The 21,976-nt window shown below is 72.6% G+C and carries 16 protein-coding genes, 1 pseudogene and 1 riboswitch; of the genes and pseudogenes, 11 read left to right on the top strand and 6 right to left on the bottom strand.

Annotation, left to right across the window (positions count from 1 at the left end):
* Window positions 1–115: 115 nt before the first annotated feature.
* Entirely contained in the window at window positions 116–685 is a 570-nt protein-coding gene (locus OG607_RS36195) for a hypothetical protein (protein ID WP_405732725.1), read from the top strand.
* Window positions 686–709: 24 nt separating this feature from the next.
* Here OG607_RS36195 and OG607_RS36190 read toward each other — a convergent pair whose 3' ends face one another.
* The 3 genes from OG607_RS36190 to OG607_RS36180 form a co-directional block, all read right to left on the bottom strand.
* Window positions 710–1,501, bottom strand: coding sequence for an enoyl-CoA hydratase/isomerase family protein (locus tag OG607_RS36190; protein WP_405732722.1), 792 nt, complete (start codon window positions 1,499–1,501; stop codon window positions 710–712).
* A 143-nt stretch (window positions 1,502–1,644) separates the two neighbouring features.
* Entirely contained in the window at window positions 1,645–1,866 is a 222-nt protein-coding gene (locus OG607_RS36185) for a helix-turn-helix domain-containing protein (protein WP_329319527.1), read from the bottom strand.
* A gap of 367 nt (window positions 1,867–2,233) precedes the next feature.
* Window positions 2,234–3,832 (bottom strand): ABC-F family ATP-binding cassette domain-containing protein, encoded by a 1,599-nt coding sequence (locus OG607_RS36180; protein ID WP_405732719.1) that lies wholly within the window; start codon window positions 3,830–3,832, stop codon window positions 2,234–2,236.
* Between the two features lie 232 nt (window positions 3,833–4,064).
* Between OG607_RS36180 and OG607_RS36175 the strand changes: the two genes are divergently transcribed.
* Window positions 4,065–4,493, top strand: a complete 429-nt coding sequence (locus tag OG607_RS36175) for a VOC family protein (protein WP_405732716.1) — start codon at window positions 4,065–4,067, stop codon at window positions 4,491–4,493.
* A gap of 1 nt (window position 4,494) precedes the next feature.
* Here OG607_RS36175 and OG607_RS36170 read toward each other — a convergent pair whose 3' ends face one another.
* From OG607_RS36170 to OG607_RS36160, 3 genes are all read right to left on the bottom strand, one after another.
* Window positions 4,495–5,895 (bottom strand): hypothetical protein, encoded by a 1,401-nt coding sequence (locus OG607_RS36170; protein ID WP_405732713.1) that lies wholly within the window; start codon window positions 5,893–5,895, stop codon window positions 4,495–4,497.
* A gap of 119 nt (window positions 5,896–6,014) precedes the next feature.
* On the bottom strand, window positions 6,015–7,172 hold the full coding sequence (locus OG607_RS36165) for an alpha/beta hydrolase family protein (protein WP_405732710.1): 1,158 nt from the start codon (window positions 7,170–7,172) through the stop codon (window positions 6,015–6,017).
* A 61-nt stretch (window positions 7,173–7,233) separates the two neighbouring features.
* Window positions 7,234–7,941, bottom strand: a complete 708-nt coding sequence (locus OG607_RS36160) for a class II aldolase/adducin family protein (protein ID WP_405732708.1) — start codon at window positions 7,939–7,941, stop codon at window positions 7,234–7,236.
* A gap of 118 nt (window positions 7,942–8,059) precedes the next feature.
* Here OG607_RS36160 and OG607_RS36155 point away from each other — a divergent pair, with 118 nt between their 5' ends.
* From OG607_RS36155 to OG607_RS36115, 9 genes and pseudogenes are all read left to right on the top strand, one after another.
* Complete coding sequence (locus OG607_RS36155) at window positions 8,060–9,451, top strand: NAD(P)/FAD-dependent oxidoreductase (RefSeq protein WP_405732705.1); 1,392 nt, start codon at window positions 8,060–8,062, stop codon at window positions 9,449–9,451.
* A gap of 292 nt (window positions 9,452–9,743) precedes the next feature.
* On the top strand, window positions 9,744–10,988 hold the full coding sequence (locus OG607_RS36150; protein ID WP_405732703.1) for an anion permease: 1,245 nt from the start codon (window positions 9,744–9,746) through the stop codon (window positions 10,986–10,988).
* 13 nt (window positions 10,989–11,001) lie between these two features.
* Entirely contained in the window at window positions 11,002–11,199 is a 198-nt protein-coding gene (locus tag OG607_RS36145; RefSeq protein ID WP_405732701.1) for a hypothetical protein, read from the top strand.
* A 166-nt stretch (window positions 11,200–11,365) separates the two neighbouring features.
* A riboswitch (cobalamin riboswitch) is annotated at window positions 11,366–11,493 on the top strand.
* Between the two features lie 103 nt (window positions 11,494–11,596).
* Window positions 11,597–12,664: a cobalamin biosynthesis protein gene (locus OG607_RS36140; RefSeq protein ID WP_405732698.1), complete on the top strand. Its 1,068-nt coding sequence runs from the start codon at window positions 11,597–11,599 to the stop codon at window positions 12,662–12,664.
* Window positions 12,661–14,154 (top strand): cobyric acid synthase, encoded by a 1,494-nt coding sequence (locus OG607_RS36135; protein ID WP_405732695.1) that lies wholly within the window; start codon window positions 12,661–12,663, stop codon window positions 14,152–14,154. The genes OG607_RS36140 and OG607_RS36135 overlap by 4 nt, the downstream gene beginning before the upstream one ends.
* Window positions 14,151–17,804: a cobaltochelatase subunit CobN gene (cobN, locus tag OG607_RS36130; RefSeq protein ID WP_405732692.1), complete on the top strand. Its 3,654-nt coding sequence runs from the start codon at window positions 14,151–14,153 to the stop codon at window positions 17,802–17,804. Before OG607_RS36135 ends, cobN begins: the two co-directional genes overlap by 4 nt.
* A gap of 157 nt (window positions 17,805–17,961) precedes the next feature.
* Window positions 17,962–19,941, top strand: a complete 1,980-nt coding sequence (locus tag OG607_RS36125) for a putative cobaltochelatase (protein ID WP_405732689.1) — start codon at window positions 17,962–17,964, stop codon at window positions 19,939–19,941.
* On the top strand, window positions 19,941–20,537 hold the full coding sequence (gene cobO / locus OG607_RS36120) for a cob(I)yrinic acid a,c-diamide adenosyltransferase (protein ID WP_405732686.1): 597 nt from the start codon (window positions 19,941–19,943) through the stop codon (window positions 20,535–20,537). Before OG607_RS36125 ends, cobO begins: the two co-directional genes overlap by 1 nt.
* A pseudogene (locus OG607_RS36115) lies at window positions 20,531–21,748 on the top strand (cobyrinate a,c-diamide synthase); the annotation flags it as partial. The gene cobO and the pseudogene OG607_RS36115, both read left to right, overlap by 7 nt.
* Between the last annotated feature and the right edge of the window lie 228 nt (window positions 21,749–21,976).

The raw sequence follows: 21,976 nt of genomic DNA, 5'->3' as shown, positions 1-21,976 counted from the left end.
CGGGCTGGTGCCCTGTTCCAGGGTCTTGCCGTTGCCGGCAGGCTCTGTGTCGCTCATCGCGAGTCATCCCCTTCCGCTCTGTGGCCCACACTAGGTGCCGGAGGAGGAAGCCGCGATGACGTCAGAGCGTTTGGCCGAAGCAGTACGTGCGCAGGTCGCCCTTGGCCGCCTGCTGCCGCTCGGCGAGCCCGCCGAGGGTCTGTGGATCACCGAGCAGGCCGCTGCGGGCGTGCTGCGCACCGCGGCCGCGGAGGTCGCGGGCGTACGGCTGGGCTCGCTGCGCATGGGCCCGGACGAATCCGGTGCGCTGCATGCGCATGCGGCGTTCGAGGCCGCCCCCGACCGGCCGCTGCCGATCACCGCGCAGCGGCTGCGCGGTGTGCTGTGGGAGGCCGCCCACGACGGCCTCGGCCTGCGAATCGCCGCCGTCGACCTCACCGTCACCGGGCTGATCGACGAGGCCCCGGTGCCGCCGGATCCAGTGCCGCCGGAACCGGCGGCTTCCCTGCCGGAGGGTGAGCCCGGCCCGGTCCCCGGCACCCGCGTGACCGCACGGCTGGGCGGGGCGGGTTCGGAGGCGTACACGCAGATCGCCGTGATGGCCGGGCACCGGGTGCCGGACGTGGCGCGGGCGGTGCGGCAGGTGGTCGCACCGCTGGCCGTGCTCGTCACCGATGTGGAGTAACCCACCAAACCGCCGCGCAGGGGCCTACTCCGCGATTCCCGCCAGGTCCCGCAGCCGCCGGGCCTGCGCGGCGCGCTCGGCGGCGCGCTGCTGGTCGTAGTCGCGCGTGCCGGCGCCGCGCAGCAGGGCCTTGGTCTCGATCACCGCGTCGCGCGGGGCGGCGAGGAGCGGGGCGGCGAGGTCCTTGACGGCGGCGTCGAGTTCGGCGGCGGGGACGACGAGGTTGGCGAGGCCGATGCGGTAGGCCTCCTCGGCGCCGACGAAGCGGCCGGTGGCGCAGATCTCGAGGGCACGGCCGTAGCCGACCAGGTCGAGGAGGGGCTTGGTGCCGGTGAGGTCGGGGACGAGCCCGAGGCTGGTCTCGCGCATGGCGAACTGCACGTCGTCGGCGACGACGCGCAGATCGCAGGCGAGGGCGAGCTGGAAGCCGGCCCCGATCGCATGACCCTGGACGGCGGCGATGGTGATCACATCATGACGCCGCCACCAGGTGAAGGCCTCCTGGTAGGAGGCGATGGTGGCGTCGAGTTCGGCCTCGGAAGCGCGTGCGAGGTCGATGAATGACGGTTCACCGTCGATTCCTTCGGGAGTGAACATCTGCCGGTCGAGCCCTGCGGAGAAGGACACGCCTTCCCCGCGCAGCACGACCACCCGGACACTGCCCGACAGCTGCCGGCCTGCCTCGGCCAACGCCCGCCACATCGCGGGCGACTGGGCGTTCCGCTTGCCCGGGTTGCTCAGTGTGACTGTGGCTACGGCGTCTTCCGCCGTGAGCCGTACTCCGTCACGGTCGAGCAGCACAGTGGGGTCGGACATCGGGCACCTCCGAGCGAACCGCGGATTCGATTACCGAAGAGTAACCACCCGGTCGGTCGGTAATGCGACCGGGTGGCACCAACGGAGATCCACGGACGGGAGCCCGGAGAGGTGCGCCGACGCCCATCGATATGTGCTGGACGTCAGGACGCGGGGACCTTCTTGCCCCGTGTCGCTCCACCGCGACCACGCAGGGTCACGCCGGATTCGCTGAGCATCCGGTGTACGAAGCCGTAGGAACGGCCGGTCTCTTCGGCCAGTGCCCGGATGCTCGCACCGCCGTCGTATTTCTTCTTCAGGTCTGCCGCGAGCTTTTCGCGCGCGGCGCCGGTCACCCGGCTGCCCTTCTTCAGAGTCTCGGCCACCCGTGCCTCCTCCAGGGAAGTGCGCTTCGGACTCTCATGATCACCCCTTGGGCGCTTCCTGGCCACCCATTCGGCAAGGTCCGTCCGACAACATTTCCGCCGGGAATGGTGCCCCCTGCACGCTTCTGCCGGACGCGTCCCGATGGCCGCAGAGAAAGGGCAGGTCACCATGGTCGGTAAGGGGTTTCCGCATGTGATGCCGCTGATCGACACGGAGAGTCGCCACTCCCCGGGCGTCCCCGGGGAGTGATGAGACGGACTCACACAGATGAAGGATCACCCGTCGGCCGAAAGATCCAGAAGTTGATCCACCCGAGTGGATCAGGCCGCCGCATCAGCGGCGGATCGCCGCCGGATCAGCGGCGGATCAGGCCAGCGAGACCAGATCCGCGTAGTCCTCGCCCCACAGGTCCTCGACGCCGTCGGGCAGCAGGATGATCCGCTCGGGCTGCAGCGCCTCCACCGCGCCCTCGTCGTGGGTGACGAGCACCACCGCGCCGCTGAAGGTGTGCAGCGCGCCGAGGATCTCCTCGCGGCTGGCCGGGTCGAGGTTGTTGGTGGGCTCGTCGAGCAGCAGCACGTTGGCACTGGAGACGACCAGGGAGGCCAGCGCCAGCCGGGTCTTCTCGCCGCCGGAGAGCACCCCGGCGGGCTTGTCGACGTCGTCGCCGGAGAACAGGAACGAGCCGAGGATCTTGCGGATCTCGACCAGGTCCGTGTCGGGCGCGGCCGAGCGCATGTTCTCCAGGACCGTGCGGTCCGGGTCGAGCGTCTCGTGCTCCTGCGCGTAGTAGCCGAGCTTGAGGCCGTGGCCGGGCTCGACCTTGCCGGTGTCGGGTGTCTCGACGCCGGCCAGCAGGCGCAGCAGCGTCGTCTTGCCGGCGCCGTTGAGGCCGAGGATGACGACCCGGGAGCCCCGGTCGATGGCCAGGTCCACGTCGGTGAAGATCTCCAGCGATCCGTACGACTTGGACAGCCCCGAGGCCATCAGCGGGGTCTTGCCGCAGGGCGCGGGATCGGGGAAGCGCAGCTTGGCGACCTTGTCGGAGGCGCGTACGGCCTCCAGGCCGGAGAGCAGCTTCTCGGCGCGGCGGGCCATGTTCTGCGCGGCGACGGTCTTGGTGGCCTTGGCGCGCATCTTGTCGGCCTGCGAGTTGAGGGTCGCGGCCTTCTTCTCCGCGTTGGCGCGCTCGCGCTTGCGGCGCTTCTCGTCGGCCTCGCGCTGGGCCAGGTAGAGCTTCCAGCCCATGTTGTAGACGTCGATGTGGGAGCGGTTGGCGTCAAGGTAGAAGACCTTGTTGACAACCGTCTCGACCAGGTTGATGTCGTGGGAGATCACGACGAAGCCGCCGCGGTAGGTCCTGAGGTAGTCGCGCAGCCAGACGATGGAGTCGGCGTCGAGGTGGTTCGTGGGCTCGTCGAGCAGCAGGGTGTCGGCGTCGGAGAACAGGATCCGGGCCAGTTCGACTCGGCGGCGCTGGCCGCCGGACAGGGTGTGCAGCGGCTGGCCGAGCACGCGGTCGGGCAGGCCGAGCGCGGCGGAGATGGTGGCGGCCTCGGCCTCGGCGGCGTACCCGCCCTTGGTGAGGAACTCCGTCTCCAGGCGCGAGTACTTCTTCATCGCGTTCTCGCGGGTGGCGCCCTTGCCGGTCGCCATGCGCTCCTCGTTCTCGCGCATCTTGCGCAGCACCTCGTCCAGCCCGCGGGCGGACAGGATGCGGTCGCTGGCGAGGGTGTCGAGGTCGCCGGTGCGCGGGTCCTGCGGCAGATAGCCGACCTCGCCGGAGCGGGTGACGCTGCCTGCGGCGGGGATGCCCTCACCGGCCAGCACCTTGGTGAGGGTGGTCTTGCCGGCGCCGTTGCGGCCGACGAGGCCGATGCGGTCGCCGCGGGCGATACGGAACGAGGCGGACTCGATGAGGACGCGGGCTCCGGCGCGCAGCTCAAGGCCGGTGGCAGTGATCACGGGAAAGACTCCAAGGCGTGGCGGACGGCAGTCGGGACGGTGGATGAGTGTTGCGACGCCGTCTATTGCGCGAGGAGAACTGCCATGCAGGCCAGTCTACCGGGAGCGGTCCAGCGGATTGCCAGGCGATAACGGCCAGGACTGACCCTGGCGGCCGGAACCACCAGGGGCGATTGTCAGACCCCCCTGCCAGACTGAGATCCAGGTCACATCAAAGGGGAGAGTGATCGTCATGGCAGGCAACGGAGCCACGCCCACCATCTGCCCGACGCTGCGGTACCGGGACGCGAAGGCCGCCGTCGCCTTTCTCAAGGACGCGTTCGGCTTCACCGAGGTCGCCCTGTACGAGGGCGGGGACGGTGTGGTCCACCATGCCGAACTCGCTTACGGCAACGGCATGGTGATGCTGGGCAGCGCGCAGAACGACAGTGCGTTCGGGCGGATCGCCAAGGACCTGGGACCGGTGTCGGTGTACGTGGTGGTGGCGGACGCCGACGCCCACCACGCGCGGGCGGTGGCGGCGGGCGCGGACGTCGTGCTGCCGCTCAGTGACCAGCCCTACTCATCAGAAGAGGGGGTCGGGTCGCGGGACTATTCGGCCCGCGACCCGGAGGGCAACATCTGGAGCTTCGGCACGTACCGGCCCCGGATACCGGCCTGAGTCACTCGCCGCCCGTGTGGACCTGGAAGGCGGCGCGGCGCATCGCCTTGGCCAGGGCCGGGTCGGGGTGGGCGGCTGCGAGCGCCACCAGCACCTGGACGGTGCGGGGGTGCCCGATGGCGGTGAGCTCGGCGAGGAGGCGGGAGACGGAACCCTGCAGAGCGGCGTCGAGGTGACTGACCAGCAGGTGGCTCTCGCCGTGCTCGGCGACGGCCGCGGCGGTGTCCACCCAGAGCCAGGTGGCCTCCTCACGGGTGAGCAGTTCGTCGATGGCGTCGGGGTCGCCGCCCTCCTGCTCGGCGATCCAGAGCAGGGCGTACGGGCGCAGTGACGCCTCGCCGGTGACGGCTCGGACGGCGGGCTCGGCGGGGGCGCCGACGGAGCGCAGTGCCTCGAAGGCCAGGCCGCGCAGCAGGGCGTCGTCGCCACGGGCGACGTCCAGCAGTTCGGCGACGGCCCGGTCGACCGGGCGGGCGGCCAGCCAGGCCTGGTGCTCAGTGCGGGCGGGCCCCGGGGAGAGGCCGACGCAGGCCTTGAGCATCTCCTCGGCGGACTGCTCGATATTGCCGGCGGGGCCCTGCGCGGCCACGCAGATCTGCTCCAGCTTGACCCACACCGCCCAGCTGCCGAGTGCGGTGATCGTCACCTCGTCGGCGCGCTCCGGGTCACGTGAGCGCAGGGCGCCGACCCGGGCGAGTGCGTCGAGGGTCCAGTCCAGGAGCAGCGACAGCTCGTCCCGGCTGCCGCCGGTTCCGTCGGCGGGTGGCTCGTGGCGTTCCTCACGGAGCTCGGCCACGCGCTGGCGCAGCAGGTCCAGGAGTGCGGCGACGGCCACGGGACCGGATGACAGATGGAGAAGGGAGAGCAGCTGAGGAGCGGCCTCGACGACTTCCGCGACCAGGGAGGGGTCGCAGCCCTCGTACGCCGGGTTCTGGTCTGCGGGGTGCGCGAGGGACCACGCGTCGAACAGGGCGACCCAGCCGCGCAGCACGGCGGTGTCGTCCCGGTCCCAGGCGCGCAGCCGCCAGCCGGGGCGGGCGGCACCCTTGTGCAGCTCGATGAGGCCGGCCAGGCGCGCGCGGTCCCAGGCGGCGCGCACCTGCCGGTCTGTCAGCCGCAGGACGGCGGCGGCCCGCTGGATGTCGGCATCCCGCAGTATGCCGCCGGCGCCGGGGCGGGCGGTGGCGGTCGCCATCGCGGTCGCGGCGTCGGCCCAGCGCGCGAGGCGCACGGCATCGGCGAGTTCGGTACGGGCCCGGCGGGCGAGTTCGGGAAGTGCGGGGGTCCCCTCCGGGGGTCTGGGCGGACGTGAACGGCGCGCTGCGGCCGCGCGGGGCGCAGCTGCCAACGGCCTGCGGGGGACGAGGCGAAGCGGAGTGTCTCGCGGAATACGGGACGTCACGGGAGCAGTCTTGCGGGTGAGCGCCCAGAAACCCAAACGGGCGTATCCGCGAGGCGCCTCGGCGGCACGTGATTTGCGCTGAGCAGCGACGATTTGCCCGGGCTCTCGGACCAGCGCTGTCAGACCAGCGGGATGACGAAGCGGCGCAGCGTCTCCTCGTAGCGGTGGGGGTCGCGGTTCCACATGGCGGCGTGCGGAGCGCCGGGGAAGGAGTGCAGGGAGACCAGGTCAGGGCGGGCCGCGGCCAGGCGGCGGGAGGGGGCCCAGGGTGCGAGGGTGTCGTCGGGCCCGTGGAAGATGAGGGTGGGGACGCGCAGGCGGGCCGGCTCGGCGGAGTCGGCGAGGCGTGCGGCGTGCAGCCCGGTGCGGCCTTCGGCGGCGCGCACGGCCAGGGGCAGCAGCAGGCCGGGGACGCCGTGACCCGCGGCGGACGCCCGTAGCGTGGTCTGCCATTCCAGGACGGGCGAATCGAGGATCAGGCCGTTGACGCGGTCGCTCAGCGGGGAGTGGTCCGCGGCGCGCAGCGCCATCGTGGCGCCGGTGGACCAGCCGTAGAGGAGTACACGGCGGGCCCCGTGCCGGACGGCATAGCGCATGGCTGCGTCCAGGTCGCGCCATTCGGTGTCCCCGAGGTGGCCGATGCCGTCCGGCGAGCGGGGGGCGCCGGCGTCGTTGCGGTAGGTGATGTTCAGCACCGGGAGCCGCCGGTGGTGCAGGGCGGCCATGACGACAAGGGGGTGCTCACGGGTGGTGCCGAGGCCGTGCACGGTGATCACCCAGACATCGCGGGCGCCGGGGAGGAACCAGGCGGGCAGCGGTCCGAGCTCGCCCGGGATCCGGACCTCGTCGAAATCCAGGCCGAGGGCTTCGCGCGGGTCGCCCGCGTAGGCCTGCGGGGTGAGCCGGACCGCCGCACCGGGCGTGAGCCTGCCGCGCGGGGTGCCCGGGGTGCGGCGCAGGCTGCGGGTCACGGAGTCCGGGGCGGTGGACAGGACGTCGCCGACGGTGGCGTGCACATCCCCGGAGGAGCCGGGTGAGCCGGACGAGCCTGAGGAGCCGCACAGGCCGTAGACGCCGGGGCGGGCGGAGGCGAGGGTGCGGGTGAGGGTGACGTGGCTGTCGTCCGCGGCGTGCACGGTCAGCGGGGCTTCCGGTTGTGCGCCGTCCCGGGAGGGCTTGAGCGCGAAGTCGGATGCGTACCGGCCGGCCGCGACGGCGGCTGCGCCGGCACCTATCGCTGTCGTGGCGGCCATGGCGGCCGCGGTTCGCAGGCGCATCCCCTCCAGTGTCGGGCGGGGATGCGGGGCCTGCCAGTGGGCGGCGCCTCAGCGTCTGCCCTCACACGCCGGGCGGGCCCTCGTCGGGCTGATCGGGCTGGTTGGGCTGGCCGTAGTCGCGGAGTTTCTCCGCGACGCGGGCCAGTTCGCGCTTGGAGAGCAGGGAGGGGGAGAAGCCGTCGACCGAGCGGGCGGCGAGCCAGACCTGGCACATCCATTCGAGCTGGGCGGTGCGGTCGTAGGCCTGGTCGAGGTCGTCGCCGTAGACGATGGTGCCGTGGTTGCGGATGAGGCAGCCGGTGCGCTCGCGCAAGGCGTGGAGGACGTTGGCGGCGAGCTGCTCGCTGCCGTAGGTGGCGTAGTCGGCGACGCGGATCTTGCCGCCGAGGGCGGCGGCCATGTAGTGGATGGCGGGGAGTTCGTAGAGGAGGGTGGAGACGGCGGTGGCGTGGACGGCGTGGGTGTGGACGACGGCGTGGGCGTCGGTGTGGAGGTAGATGGCGAGGTGCATGGGGAGTTCGCTGCTGGGGCGGAGCGTGCCCATGACCTGCTTGCCGTCGAGGTCCACGGCGACTATGTCGTGGGGACCGATGCGGTCGTAGGGGACGCCGGTCGGCGTCACCAGCACCAGGTCGCCGACCCGGACGGAGACGTTGCCGGACGTGCCGACCACCAGCCCGTCCTCGACCGAACGCAGAGCCGTGGCCACGAGCGCCGACCAGGCGTCCTGCACGTCCTGTTGTACCTCCGGACGGTCCTGCTCTGACATCCGACGCACCTCCAGTCCCTGATCCTGACAGGTTGGTCGTTGCCGCGCCCTCCCGGGGCGCAGTAACGTCCCGCCAATCGGTCCGCATCGATCAGTCATACGAATTGCAGGGGCTCAAATGACCACCGTCAACGGCGGAATCTCCTTCTGGTACGCACAGGAGGGCATTCCCGCACCGCGCGAGCCGCTGCCCGGCGACATGACCGCCGACGTGTGCATCGTCGGCGGCGGGTACACCGGTCTGTGGACCGCGTACTACCTGAAGAAGGCCGTGCCCTTCCTGCGGATCGTCGTCCTGGAGCAGAAGTTCTGCGGCTACGGCGCCTCCGGCCGCAACGGCGGCTGGCTCTACAACGGCATCGCGGGCCGCGACCGGTATGCGCGCCTGCACGGCCACGAGGCCGCCGCCGCGCTGCAGCGGGCCATGAACGACACCGTGGACGAGGTGGTTCGGGTCGCCGCCGAGGAGGGCATCGACGCGGACGTCCACAAGGGCGGCGTGCTGGAGGTGGCGTACTCCCCCGCGCAGCTGGCCCGGCTGAAGGCCTTCCACGAGGCCGAGGTCGCCTTCGGCGAGAAGGACCGGCTGCTGCTGGGCGCGGCCGAGTCCGCCGAGCGGATCCGGATCGCCGGCACGGTGGGCGGCACCTGGACCCCGCACGGGGCGCGCATCCATCCGGTGAAGCTGCTGCAGGGGCTCGCCAGGGCGGTGGAGGCCGCGGGGGTGGTGATCCATGAGTCGACCCCGGTGACCGAGATCCAGCCGAAGCACGCGATCACGGCGTACGGAACGGTGCGCGCGCCGTATGTGCTGCGCTGCACGGAGGGTTTCACCGCCTCCGTCAAGGGCCAGAAGCGGACCTGGCTGCCGATGAACTCCTCGATGATCGCGACCGAGCCGCTGCCCGAGCACGTCTGGCGGACCATCGGCTGGGAGGGCCGCGAGGCCCTCGGCGACATGGCGCACGCCTACATGTACGCGCAGCGCACCGCCGACGACCGGATCGCGCTGGGTGGCCGGGGCGTGCCGTACCGCTTCGGCTCGCGCACGGACAACGACGGGCGTACGCAGCCCGCGACCATCGAGGCGCTGCGCGACATCCTGGTCCGCTTCTTCCCGGCGACGGCGGGGGTCGCCATCGACCACGCGTGGTCGGGCGTCCTGGGTGTGCCGCGCGACTGGTGCGCGACCGTGGAGCTGGACCGCTCGACCGGGCTCGGCTGGGCGGGCGGCTATGTCGGCAGCGGGGTGGCGACGGCGAACCTCGCCGCGCGCACGCTGCGCGATCTCGTGCAGCTGGACTCGGGCCAGGCGCACGGGACGGCGCTGACCGCGCTGCCGTGGGTGGGGCACCGGGTGCGCAAGTGGGAGCCGGAGCCGCTGCGCTGGCTCGGGGTGCAGGGGATGTACGCGGCGTACCGCGGTGCGGACCGCCGTGAGCTGGCCGGACGCAGCGCGGAGACGGACCGGGTGGCGCAGCTCGCGGACCGGGTGTCGGGGCGGCACTAGGGCCTGTCTTGTGGATCTCCGTGGGGAAGGAGCGGGGTCTGGTGCGTGCGATCGCAAGGCGGAGGAGGGAAGCGACGCGGAGCGTCGTTGACCGACGACAACGCCGCGAGCGTGCGTGCCAGGGCGCGCGACGCCGCGGAGATCCACAAGACAGGCCCTAGTGCTCTGACAGGGCCTCCGCGCGGCCTCATAGAGACCCGCCACCACCCAGCCGCCCCTAGTTAACCTTCCGTTCACCCGGATTACGTACGGTCGCCACCGCCACTGTCCGATCGAACGATTGCCTGGGTAAATGGAACACATCACGCTCCTGATCGGAATCGTGATCGTTACCGCTCTCGTGTTCGACTTCACGAACGGTTTCCACGACACCGCCAATGCGATGGCAACCACCATCTCCACTGGCGCGCTCAAGCCCAAGACGGCGGTGGCCATGTCCGCCGGCCTCAATCTTGTCGGTGCCTTCATCTCCGTCGAGGTCGCCCTGACCATCTCCAAGGGCATCATCGACGAGAGCGCCGGCGTCCAGCCGGAAGTGATCTTCGCCGGTCTGGTCGGCGCGATCCTGTGGAACCTGGTGACCTGGTACCTCGGTCTGCCCTCCAGTTCCTCGCACGCCCTGATGGGTGGTCTGATCGGCGCCACCATCGCCTCCGTCGGCCTGTCCGGGGTCAACGGCGACGCGGTCGCCGAGAAGGTGCTCATCCCGGCCATCGCGGCCCCGGTCGTCGCCGGTATCGCCGCCCTGCTGGCGACCCGCCTCACCTACCGGATCGGCCGCGACGCCGACCCCAAGGCCACCGCCAAGGGCTACCGCGCCGGCCAGATCGCCTCGGCCGGCCTGGTCTCGCTGGCGCACGGCACGAACGACGCGCAGAAGACCATGGGCGTGATCACCCTCGCCCTCGTCACCGGCAAGGTCATCGCCCCCGACGCCGACCCGCCGCTGTGGGTCATCGTCTCGGCCGGTCTCGCCATCGCGCTCGGCACCTTCATCGGCGGCTGGCGGATCATCCGCACCATGGGCAAGGGCATCACCGACATCCAGCCCCCGCAGGGCTTCGCCGCCCAGACGGGCGCCGCGACGGTGATCCTCGCCTCCTCCCACCTCGGCTTCTCGCTCTCCACGACGCACGTCGTCTCCGGCTCCGTCATGGGCGCCGGTCTCGGCCGCAAGGGCGGCGTCATCCGCTGGAGCACCGCCGGCCGCATGCTCGTCGCCTGGGCGCTGACGCTGCCGGCCGCCGGCCTCGCCGCCGCCGGCGCCGCGCTGCTGGCCGACCAGGGCGACTGGGGCGTCGGCGTCGTCGCGGCCCTGGCGGCCGCCGCCTGCGCGACCATCTGGGTCGCGGCGCGGCGCAAGCCGGTCGACCACACCAACGTCAACGAGGTGGAGGCGGAGGCGCCCGGCGTCGTCACCACCGCCATCGCCGCCGTCACTCCGCCGCCGGCCGGCCCGCTGACAGCCACCATCCCGGCCCCGGTCGCGGCGCCGACGACACCGGCCGCGCCCGCCGCCCAGACCACCACCCTCTAAGGACAGCAGCATCATGAGCATCGACTGGGCAGCCCTCGGCTCCGTCTTCGGAGTCAGCCTCGCCGTCACCGTCGGCCTTGTCGGCCTCTTCTCCCTGGGCATCGTCGGCCTCGCCAAGGAGGGCGCGACGGTGGCCCGTACGGGCGCATACGCCGCCTTCGCGCTGTGCGCGGCGGCAGTGGCGTACGGGATCTTCCTGATCGTGAGCTGACGCAGTACGGCAGTACGGCACCTGTACGAGCGGGGCACGGACCTGGTCCGTGCCCCGCTCGTTTGTGCGCTCGTGTGTGGATTCACACATCTTCCTTTGCAGGTCAAGGGTGAGTTGACGGGCATTGGCGCACGTGGTGGAGTTGCGGATGCCAAGCGGCGGCAGGAGAGGAAGTCCGGTGTGAATCCGGCGCGGTCCCGCCACTGTCACCGGGGAGTGCACCTCCGCACTCGGCCACGGCCCGTACGCGGGCTGGAAGGCCGGAGGTGTGCCGATCCGGGAGCCAGGAGACTCTCGCCACCGGTCACAGTCGAACCAGGGCGCGGACCCTGAGTGAGGACATCAGCCATGCGCGGCAGCCGCCGTTCGCACGACCCCGCCACGGCGGGCTGATCCCATGGCAGCGGATCGCATCGCGCCGGTCGGCGCCGGTGTCTTCGCCTGTGGCGCGGCACTTGGCTGGCTGGCCGACCTCACGTTCGCCGACCCCCGGCGCGGGCACCCCGTCGCCGCTTTCGGACGGGCCGCCGGGCTGCTGGAACAGCGGCTCTGGCGTGACAGCCGGGGCCGGGGCGCGCTCTACACCGCGCTGTGCGCGGGCGGCGCGGTGGGCGCCGCCGTGCTCGGCGCACGGGCCGTACGCTCCTCCCCCACCGCGTCCGCCGGGCTCACCGCGGCCGCCACCTGGGCGGTGCTCGGCGGCACTTCGCTGCGGCGCGAGGCCCGGACGGTGGGCGCGGCGCTGGAGGCCGGGGACCTGGCCGCGGCGCGGGAACGGCTGCCGCATCTTTGCGGACGGGACCCGAAGGCTCTGGACGAGCGGGAGATCGCGCGGGCGGTGGTGGAGTCGGTGGCCGAGAACACGTCCGACGCCGTCGTGGGCGCGCTCGTATGGGGCGCCGTGGCCGGCGTACCGGGGCTGGTCGGTTTCCGGGCCGTCAACACGCTGGACGCGATGGTCGGGCACCGGTCGCCGCGCTTCCGGCGGTTCGGGTGGGCCTCGGCCCGGCTGGACGACGTGGCCGGGTGGCCGGGTGCGCGGCTGACGGCCGCGCTGACGGTGCTCGCCGGGCCGGACCGCCGGGGGGCGTGGCGGGCCTGGCGTACGGACGGTGCGAAGCACCCGAGCCCCAACGCGGGGCCGGTCGAGTCGTCGTTCGCGGGGGCGTTGGGCGTGCGGCTGGGCGGGACGCTGGCGTATGGGGGGCGGGTTGAGCACCGGCCCGTGCTCGGTGGGGGCAACCGGGCGGTTGAGGTGCGCGATATAGAGCGGGCGGTGCGGCTTTCGTGGCGCGTGAGCGCGCTCGCGTTGGCGGCTGCGGTGGGTGGGCGGCTGGCGTGGGGCGTTCTGTCCCCCACCCCGCCCCTTCCCGAAACCGGGGCTCCGCCCCGGACCCCGCTGGGGCTCCGCCCCAGACCCCGGTCCTCAAACGCCGGACGGGCTGATTGGCGAGGTCGCTCATGAGCGGGGCTCTTCTCGTTGCTGGGACCACCTCCGACGCCGGCAAGAGCGTCGTAACCGCAGGCATCTGCCGGTGGCTCACCCGTCAGGGCGTCTCCGTCGCGCCGTTCAAGGCGCAGAACATGTCACTGAACTCGTATGTGACCCGGGAAGGCGCCGAAATCGGGCGTGCGCAGGCCATGCAGGCACAGGCCGCACGCGTGGAGCCGACGGCACTGATGAATCCCGTGCTGCTCAAGCCCGGTGGGGACCGCACCAGCCAGGTGGTGCTGCTCGGGAAGCCGGTCGGGGAGATGAGCGCGCGTGGCTATCACAACGGGCGGCGGGCGCAGTTGCTGGAGACGGTGGTGGGCTGCCTGGAGGAGCTGCGGGGGCAGTACGACGCGGTGATCTGCGAAGGGGCGGGCAGCCCGGCGGAGATCAACCTCCGGCAGGGGGACATCGTCAACATGGGGCTTGCGCGTGCCGCGCGGCTGCCGGTGGTCGTGGTGGGGGACATCGACAGGGGCGGGGTGTTCGCGTCGTTCTTCGGGACGACGGCGTTGCTGAGCGCGCAGGACCAGGCGCTAGTGGCGGGGTACATCGTGAACAAGTTCCGGGGCGATGTGTCGTTGCTGGAGCCGGGGCTGGAGATGCTGCGCGGGCTGACCGGGCGGCGGTTCTACGGGGTGCTGCCGCACCGGCAGGGACTGGGGATCGACCAGGAGGACGGGCTGGAGATCGCCCGGGAGCGGAGCGCGGCGCCACCGTACGGCGAGGATGTGCTGCGGGTGGCCGTGGTGGCGGTGCCGTTGATGTCGAACTTCACGGATGTGGACGCGCTGGCGGCGGAGCCGGGGGTGGTGGTGCGGTTCGCGGACCGGCCGGAGGAGCTGGCGGACGCGGATCTGGTGGTGCTGCCGGGGACTCGCGGGACGGTGAAGGCACTGGCGTGGCTGCGGGCGCGCGGGCTGGCGGAGGCCATAGACCGGCGGGTGGCCCAGGGCCGGCCGGTGCTGGGGATCTGTGGCGGCTTCCAGATGCTGGGCGAGTCGATCGAGGACGAGATCGAGTCGCGGGCCGGGACGGTGGACGGGCTCGGGCTGCTGCCGGTGCGCGTGCGCTTCGCGCCGGAGAAGACTCTCGCCCGCCCCTCCGGGAAGGCGTACGGGGAGCGGGTGGAGGGGTACGAGATCCACCATGGGGTCGCCGATGTACGCGGTGGGGACGAGACCTTCCTGGACGGCTGCCGGGTCGGGGCGGTCTGGGGCACGCACTGGCACGGCTCGCTGGAGAGCGACGGTTTCCGGCGCGCCTTTCTGCGCCGGGTGGCCCAGGCCGCCGGGCGGCGCTTCGTACCGGCGCCCGACACCGCGTTCAACGCGCTGCGCGAGGAGCAACTGGACCGCCTCGGCGACCTGATCGAGGAGCACGCCGACACCGACGCGCTGATGCGCCTGATCGAGGACGGCGCACCCGCCGGCCTCCCCTTCGTAGCCCCGGGGGCACCGTGAGCACCGTACTTCTGCTGTCCACCGCCGACACCGACCTGCTGGCGGCCCGCGCTTCCGGCGCGGCGTACCGGATCGGCAACCCGACCCGGGTCGGTGTCGCCGACGAGCTGCCGGCGCTGCTGGCGGGCGCCGACATCGCGGTCGTACGGCTGCTCGGCGGCAAGCGCGCCTGGGAGGACGGGCTCGCGGCCCTGCGCGCTTCCGGGATTCCCACCGTGCTGCTCTCCGGTGAGGCCGTGCCGGACGCCGAGCTGATGGCCGAGTCGTCCGTCCCGGCGGGCGTGGTGGCGGAGGCGCTGCGGTATCTGGTCCAGGGCGGGCCGGAGAATCTGCGGGAGCTGACCCGGTTCCTGTCGGACACCGTGCTGCTGACGGGTGAGGGCTTCGAGCCACCCGCCGCGATGCCGGACTTCGGGACGCACGGCTCGTACGCGTTCGAGGAGGGCCGGCCGACGGTCGGTGTGCTCTTCTACCGGGCGCACGAGCTGTCGGGGAACACGGCCTTCGTCGACACGCTGTGCGAGGCGATCGAGGCGAAGGGCGCCAACGCGCTGCCGGTGTACTGCGGTTCGCTGCGGGGCGCGGATGACGGACTGTACGAGCTGCTGGGCCGGACCGACGCGATCGTCGCCACGGTGCTGGCTGCGGGCGGTACGCGGGCGAGCGACGCCAGCGCCGGCGGGGACGACGAGGCGTGGGACATCGGCGCGCTGGCGGAGCTGGACGTACCGGTGCTGCAGGGGCTGTGCCTGACCTCGTCGCAGGCGGCGTGGGAGGCGTCGGACGCGGCGCTGTCGCCGATGGACGCGGCGATGCAGGTGGCGATCCCCGAGTTCGACGGGCGGCTGATCACCGTGCCGTTCTCCTTCAAGGAGGAGGGGCCGGACGGGGTGCCGGTGTACGCGGCCGATCCCGAGCGGGCGGCGCGCGTGGCGGGCATCGCGGTGCGGCATGCCGCGCTGAAGCACAAGCCGAACGCGGAGAAGCGGCTGGCGGTGGTCTTCACGGCGTATCCGACCAAGCACTCGCGGGTCGGCAACGCGGTGGGCCTGGACACCCCGGCCTCGGCGGTGCGGCTGCTGGACGCGCTGCGCGAGGCGGGTTACGCCGTCGACTCCTACCCGGACAACGGCGACGAGCTGATCCACCGGCTGATCGCCGCCGGTGGCCATGACGTGGAGTGGCTGACGGAGGAGCAGCTGGCCTCCGCCCCGGCGCGCGTGCCGCTCGCGGACTACCAGCGGTGGTTCGCGGGGCTCGACGCCGGGCTGCGCGAGGGGATGCTGCACCACTGGGGCGAGGCGCCGGGCAACCTGTATGTCGACGGCGACGACATCGTGCTGGCGTCGCTGCAGTTCGGCAATGTCGTGGTGATGATCCAGCCGCCGCGCGGCTTCGGCGAGAACCCGATCGCGATCTACCACGACCCCGACATGCCGCCGTCGCACCACTACATGGCCGCGTACCGCTGGCTGGAGCTGTCGTTCGGCGCCGACGCGATCGTGCACATGGGCAAGCACGGCACCATGGAGTGGCTGCCCGGCAAGGGCCTCGGCCTGTCCTCCGGCTGCGCCCCGGACGCCGTGCTCGGCGAGCTGCCCCTGGTGTACCCCTTCATCGTCAACGACCCGGGCGAGGGCACCCAGGCGAAGCGGCGCGGCCACGCGACGGTCGTGGACCACCTCGTGCCGCCGATGGCGCGCGCCGACTCGTACGGCGATCTGGCGAAGCTGGAGCAACTGCTCGACGAGTACGCGCTGGTGAGCGACCTCGACCCGACGAAGGCGCCCGCCGTGCGCAGCCAGATCTGGACGCTGGTGCGGGCCGCCGAGCTCCACCACGACCTGCATGTCGACGACCAGCCGGACGACGACGCCTTCGACGAGTTCGTCATGCACATCGACGGCTGGCTCTGCGAGATCAAGGACGTCCAGATCCGCGACGGCCTGCACATCCTCGGCGGCGGCCCGGTCGACGAGGCGCGGGTCAACCTGGTGCTCGCCGTGCTGCGTTCGTCCCAGGTCTGGGGCGGGGTGGGAGGCGCTCTGCCGGGGCTGCGGGCGGCGCTGGCGGCCTCCTTCGGGCTGGAGGAGAAGTCGCTGCTTGCCGAGCCGGGGGCGCGGGTGGCGGTGCCGACTGAGTTGAGCGCGCTGGCGGACGGCCCCGCCCGGACCGCGTCCGATGCCATCGACCTGCTGGAGGCGCTCGCGCGGCGGCTCGCCGAGGCCATGGAGGCGGGCGGCTGGGAGCGCAAGGCGGCCGGCCAGGTCGTCGCCGACGCCCTCGGCGGGCGTGAAGTGCCGGACGCCGTGCGCGTGCTGGAATTCGCGGCCGAGGAGGTCGTCCCGCGCCTGGCCCGCACGACCGACGAGATCGACAACATCCTGCGCGCGCTGCGCGGCGGCTACGTACCGGCGGGACCGTCCGGCTCCCCCACCCGTGGGCTCGTCAACGTCCTGCCGACCGGGCGCAACTTCTACTCCGTCGACCCGAAGGCCATCCCGTCACGGCTGGCCTGGGACGTCGGCACGGCGCTGGCCGACTCGCTGCTGGCCCGGCATCTGGCCGACACGGGCGCGTACCCGAAGTCGGTCGGGCTGACGGTCTGGGGCACATCCTGCATGCGCACGCAGGGCGACGACATCGCCGAGATCCTGGCGCTGCTGGGCTGCCGCCCCGTGTGGGACGACGCTTCACGGCGGGTGACGGGCTTCGAGGTGGTGGGCCTTGAGGAGCTGGCCCGGCCGCGTATCGACGTCACCGTGCGCATCTCCGGGTTCTTCCGCGATGCCTTCCCCCATGTCGTCGCGCTCATCGACGACGCGGTGCGGGCCGTCGCCGAGCTGGACGAGCCGGCCGAGCAGAACTTCGTGCGTGCGCATGCCGACGAGGACACCGCCGAACACGGCGACCGGCGCCGGGCGACCGCCCGTATCTTCGGCTCCAAGCCGGGGGCTTACGGTGCCGGGCTGCTGCCACTGATCGACGCCCGCAACTGGCGCAGCGACGCGGACCTGGCCGAGGTGTACGCGGTGTGGGGCGGCTATGCGTACGGGCGCGGGCTGGACGGGCGCGCGGCGCGCGGCGACATGGAGGCGTCGTTCCGGCGGATCCAGGTCGCGGCGAAGAACGTCGACACGAGGGAACACGACCTTGTCGACGCGGACGACTACTTCCAGTACCACGGCGGCATGGTCGCCATGGTCCGCCACCTGACCGGGGTCTCCCCGGAGGCGTACGTCGGCGACAGCGCGATGACCGACCAGGTCAAGACGCGGACGCTGGGCGAGGAGACGCACCGGGTCTTCCGTGCCCGGGTCGTCAACCCGAGGTGGATGGCGGCGATGCGGCGGCACGGCTACAAGGGCGCCTTCGAGATGGCTGCGACGGTCGACTATCTGTTCGGCTACGACGCCACGGCGGGTGTCGTGGACGACTGGATGTACGAGCGGCTGGCGGCGGAGTACGTCTTCTCTCCCGAGAACCGGGAGTTCATGGAGAAGTCCAACCCCTGGGCTCTGCGCGGCATCAGCGAGCGGCTGCTTGAGGCGGCCGAGCGGGGGCTCTGGGCAGAGCCGGAGTCCGCGACGCTCGACCGGTTGCGGGAGACGTACCTCCAGCTCGAAGGCGAACTGGAGGGCGACGCGTGAGTGCGGTGACCCTTACGGCGGGTGTTCTCCCCCACCCCGCCCCTTCCCGTTGCATCCGATATGCGGCTGGCGCCGCGTGGCGGGGCTCCGCCCCGGACCCCGAACGCCCTGCGGGCGTGTCCTCAAACGCCGGACGGGCTGAAATGAAGGAACTCGCATGAGCACCCCTTACCCCTTCAGCGCAATCGTCGGGATGGACGATCTGCGGCTGGCGCTGCTGCTGAACGCCGTGTCGCCGGCGGTCGGCGGCGTGCTCGTACGAGGCGAGAAGGGCACCGCCAAATCCACCGCCGTGCGGGCGCTCTCCGCCCTCATCCCGGAGCTTGAGGTCGTCCACGGGTGCCGGTTCAGCTGCGACCCTGCGGCGGCGGACCCCGCCTGCCCGGACGGGCCGCACGCGGACGCACCGGGGGCGGCGCGTCCCGCGCGCATGGTCGAGCTGCCGGTCGGGGCGTCGGAGGACCGGCTGGTGGGGGCGCTGGACATCGAGCGGGCGCTGGCGGAGGGCGTGAAGGCGTTCGAGCCGGGGCTGCTGGCGGCGGCGCATCGGGGGGTGCTCTATGTGGACGAGGTCAACCTGCTGCACGACCACCTGGTGGACCTGCTCCTGGACGCGGCGGCGATGGGCGCGTCGTACGTCGAGCGGGAGGGCGTGTCCGTGCGGCACGCGGCGCGATTCCTGCTGGTCGGGACGATGAACCCGGAAGAGGGCGAGCTGCGGCCGCAGTTGCTGGACCGGTTCGGGCTGACGGTCGAGGTGGCGGCGTCGCGGGAGACGGACGAGCGGGTGGAGGTCGTACGGCGGCGGCTCGCGTATGACGAGGACCCGGCGGCGTTCGGGGCGAAGTGGGAGGCCGAGGAGGGCGCGCTGCGCGCGCGGATCGCGGGGGCACGGGCACTGCTGCCGTCGGTACGGCTGGGGGACGGTGCGCTGCGGCAGATCGCGGCGACGTGTGCGGCGTTCGAGGTGGACGGCATGCGCGCGGACATCGTGATGGCCCGTACGGCGACCGCGCTGGCGGCCTGGGCGGGGCGTACGGAGGTGCTGGCGGAGGACGTACGGCAGGCGGCGCTGCTCGCGTTGCCGCATCGCAGGCGCCGGAACCCCTTCGACGCGCCCGGGCTCGACGAGGAGAAGCTCGACGAGACGCTGGAGCAGAACAAGGGGGAGGAACCGGAATCGGACCCGGATCCGGACGGCCCCGACGACGGTGGCGGGCAGCCGCCGGAGGACGGACCGCAGGAGGGACCGCAGGACGACGGGTCCGGCGCCGACACCGAGCCGGTCCCGGTTCCCGGAGGCGGCGCCGAGCAGAAGCCGGCCGCCGCCGGGGAGCCGTTCAAGGCCAAGGCGCTGACCGTGCCGGGGCTCGGGGACGGGACGGCCGGGCGCCGGTCGCGGGCGCGTACGGCCCACGGCCGGACGACGGGGGCCAGGCGGCCCCAGGGCGCCCTGGGCAAGCTGCACCTGGCCGCGACCGTGCAGGCGGCGGCGCCGCACCAGCGTGCGCGGGGGCGCAGCGGGCCGGGGCTGGTGATACGCAGGGACGACCTGCGGCAGGCCGTACGGGAGGGGCGCGAGGGCAATCTCGTGCTGTTCGTCGTGGACGCCTCCGGGTCGATGGCGGCGCGGCAGCGGATGAGCGCGGTCAAGGGCGCGGTGCTGTCGCTGCTACTGGACGCCTACCAGCGGCGCGACAAGGTCGGCCTGATCACCTTCCGGGGCTCGGGCGCCGAGCTGGCGCTGCCGCCGACCTCCTCCGTGGAGGCGGGCGCGGCCCGGCTCGGGCAGCTGCCCACGGGCGGGCGCACCCCGCTGGCCGCCGGGCTGCTCAAGGCGCGTGAGGTGCTGCGGGTGGAGCGGCTGCGGGACGCCTCGCGGCGGCCGCTGCTCGTGGTCGTGACCGACGGGCGGGCGACCGGAGGACCGGAGCCCGTCGCCCTGGCCTCGCGGGCGGCGCGGCTGCTGGCGGCCGAGGGCACGGCTTCGGTGGTCGTGGACTGCGAGTCGGGGCCGGTGCGGCTCGGGCTGGCGGGCGCGCTGGCACGCGATCTGGCCGGGGCCGCGATCACCCTGGAGGAGTTGCGCGCGGACACCGTGTCCGCGCTGGTACGGGACGTACGGAGGGCCTCGTAATGCCGCAGGGACAGCCGAGTGTCGTGCCGGAGGACGGGCTGACGACGCGGCAGCGGCGGAATCGTCCGCTGGTCGTCGTGCACACCGGGATCGGGAAGGGAAAGTCGACCGCCGCCTTCGGGCTCGCGCTGCGGGCATGGAATCAGGGCTGGCCGATCGGAGTGTTCCAGTTCGTGAAGTCCGCGAAGTGGAAGGTCGGCGAGGAGCGGGCACTGCGCGTGCTCGGCGACTCCGGCGAGGGCGGGAGCGTCGCCTGGCACAAGATGGGCGAGGGCTGGTCCTGGGTCCAGCGCGACATGGAGTCGAGTGAGGAAGCGGCCCGCGAGGGCTGGGAGCAGGTCAAGCGGGACCTGGCGGCCGAGACTTACGGGCTGTACGTGCTCGACGAGTTCGCGTACCCGATGCACTGGGGCTGGGTGGACGTCGACGAGGTCGTCGCCGTGCTCCGGGACCGGCCCGGGACGCAGCACGTCGTCATCACCGGGCGCAACGCCCCGGAGAAGCTGATCGGGGCGGCGGATCTCGTCACCGAGATGGGCAAGGTCAAGCACCCGATGGACGTCGGCCAGAAGGGCCAGAAGGGCATCGAGTGGTAGCCAGACTTGTCATCGCCGCGCCGGCCTCCGGCAGCGGCAAGACGACCGTCGCGACCGGCCTCATGGCGGCATTCGCCGAGGCCGGGCTCGCCGTGTCCCCGCACAAGGTCGGGCCGGACTACATCGACCCCGGCTATCACGCGCTCGCGACGGGCCGCCCCGGGCGCAATCTCGACGCCTACATGTGCGGGCCGGAGCTTGTCGCCCCGCTCTTCCTGCACGGCGCGCGCAATGCGGATCTCGCGGTCGTCGAGGGTGTCATGGGGCTGTACGACGGGGCCTCGGGAGAAGGCGAGCTGGCTTCCACCGCGCATGTGGCGAAGCTGCTGCGCGCGCCGGTGGTGCTCGTGGTCGACGCGTCCTCGCAGTCGCGGTCGGTGGCCGCGCTCGTGCACGGCTTCGCCTCCTGGGACCCGGAGGTGCGGGTCGCGGGCGTCATCCTGAACAAGGTCGGGTCGGACCGGCATGAGGAGCTGCTGCGCGCCGCGTTGGACGAGTCCGGGGTCCCGGTCCTCGGTGCCCTGCGGCGCGACGGTGCGGTGGGCGCGCCCTCGCGCCACCTCGGGCTGGTGCCGGTCGCCGAGCGGCGGGCGGAGGCCGTGGAGTCGGTGCGGGCTCTGGCGGCGCGCGTGCGCGCCGGGTGCGACCTGGAGGGGCTGCTGGCGCTTGCGCGCAGCACGCCTCCACTTGGGGCGGAGCCGTGGGATCCGGCCGCCGTGGTGGCCGCCGACGCCGGACGGGCTGGAGTCGTCGCCGTCGCGGGCGGCCCCGCCTTCACCTTCTCGTACGCCGAGCACGCCGAGCTGCTGGCCGCCGCCGGGGCGGAGGTCGTGACCTTCGACCCGCTCCACGACGAGGCGCTGCCGGAAGGCACCGCCGGGATCGTCATCGGCGGCGGCTTCCCCGAGGTGTACGCACCCGAGCTGTCGGCGAATGAGCCGCTGCGCAAGGCGGTCGCGACCTTCAACGGGCCGATCGCCGCCGAATGCGCGGGCCTGCTGTACCTGTCCCGCGAGCTGGACGGCAAGCCGATGTGCGGGGTGCTCGACGCGACCGCGCGCATGACGGATCGCCTGACGCTGGGCTACCGCGAGGCGGTGGCCCTGTCGGACAACGTGCTGGCGGTGGCCGGAACCCGGGTGCGGGGGCATGAGTTCCACCGGACGGTGGTGGAACCGGGGGCGGGCGGAGGCCCGGAACGACGGACGGAGTCCGGCGCAGCCGACCGAAGCAAGCGCAGCGCCCGCGAGGACGGCACGAGGAATGGGGCCCACCGGACGGTGGTGGAGCCCGGGGCGGGGGCGGGCGGAGGCCCGGAACGACGGACGGAGTCCGGCGCAGCCGACCGAAGCAAGCGCAGCGCCCGCGAGGACGGCACGAGGAATGGGGCCCACCGGACGGTGGTGGAGCCCGGGGCGGGGGCGGGCGGAGGCCCGGAA

The sequence above is a fragment of the Streptomyces sp. NBC_01537 genome (assembly GCF_045040445.1).
Lineage (GTDB): Bacteria > Actinomycetota > Actinomycetes > Streptomycetales > Streptomycetaceae > Actinacidiphila.
The sequence above is the reverse complement of the archived record's forward strand: the minus strand, read 5'-3'. Positions and strand labels throughout refer to the sequence as shown.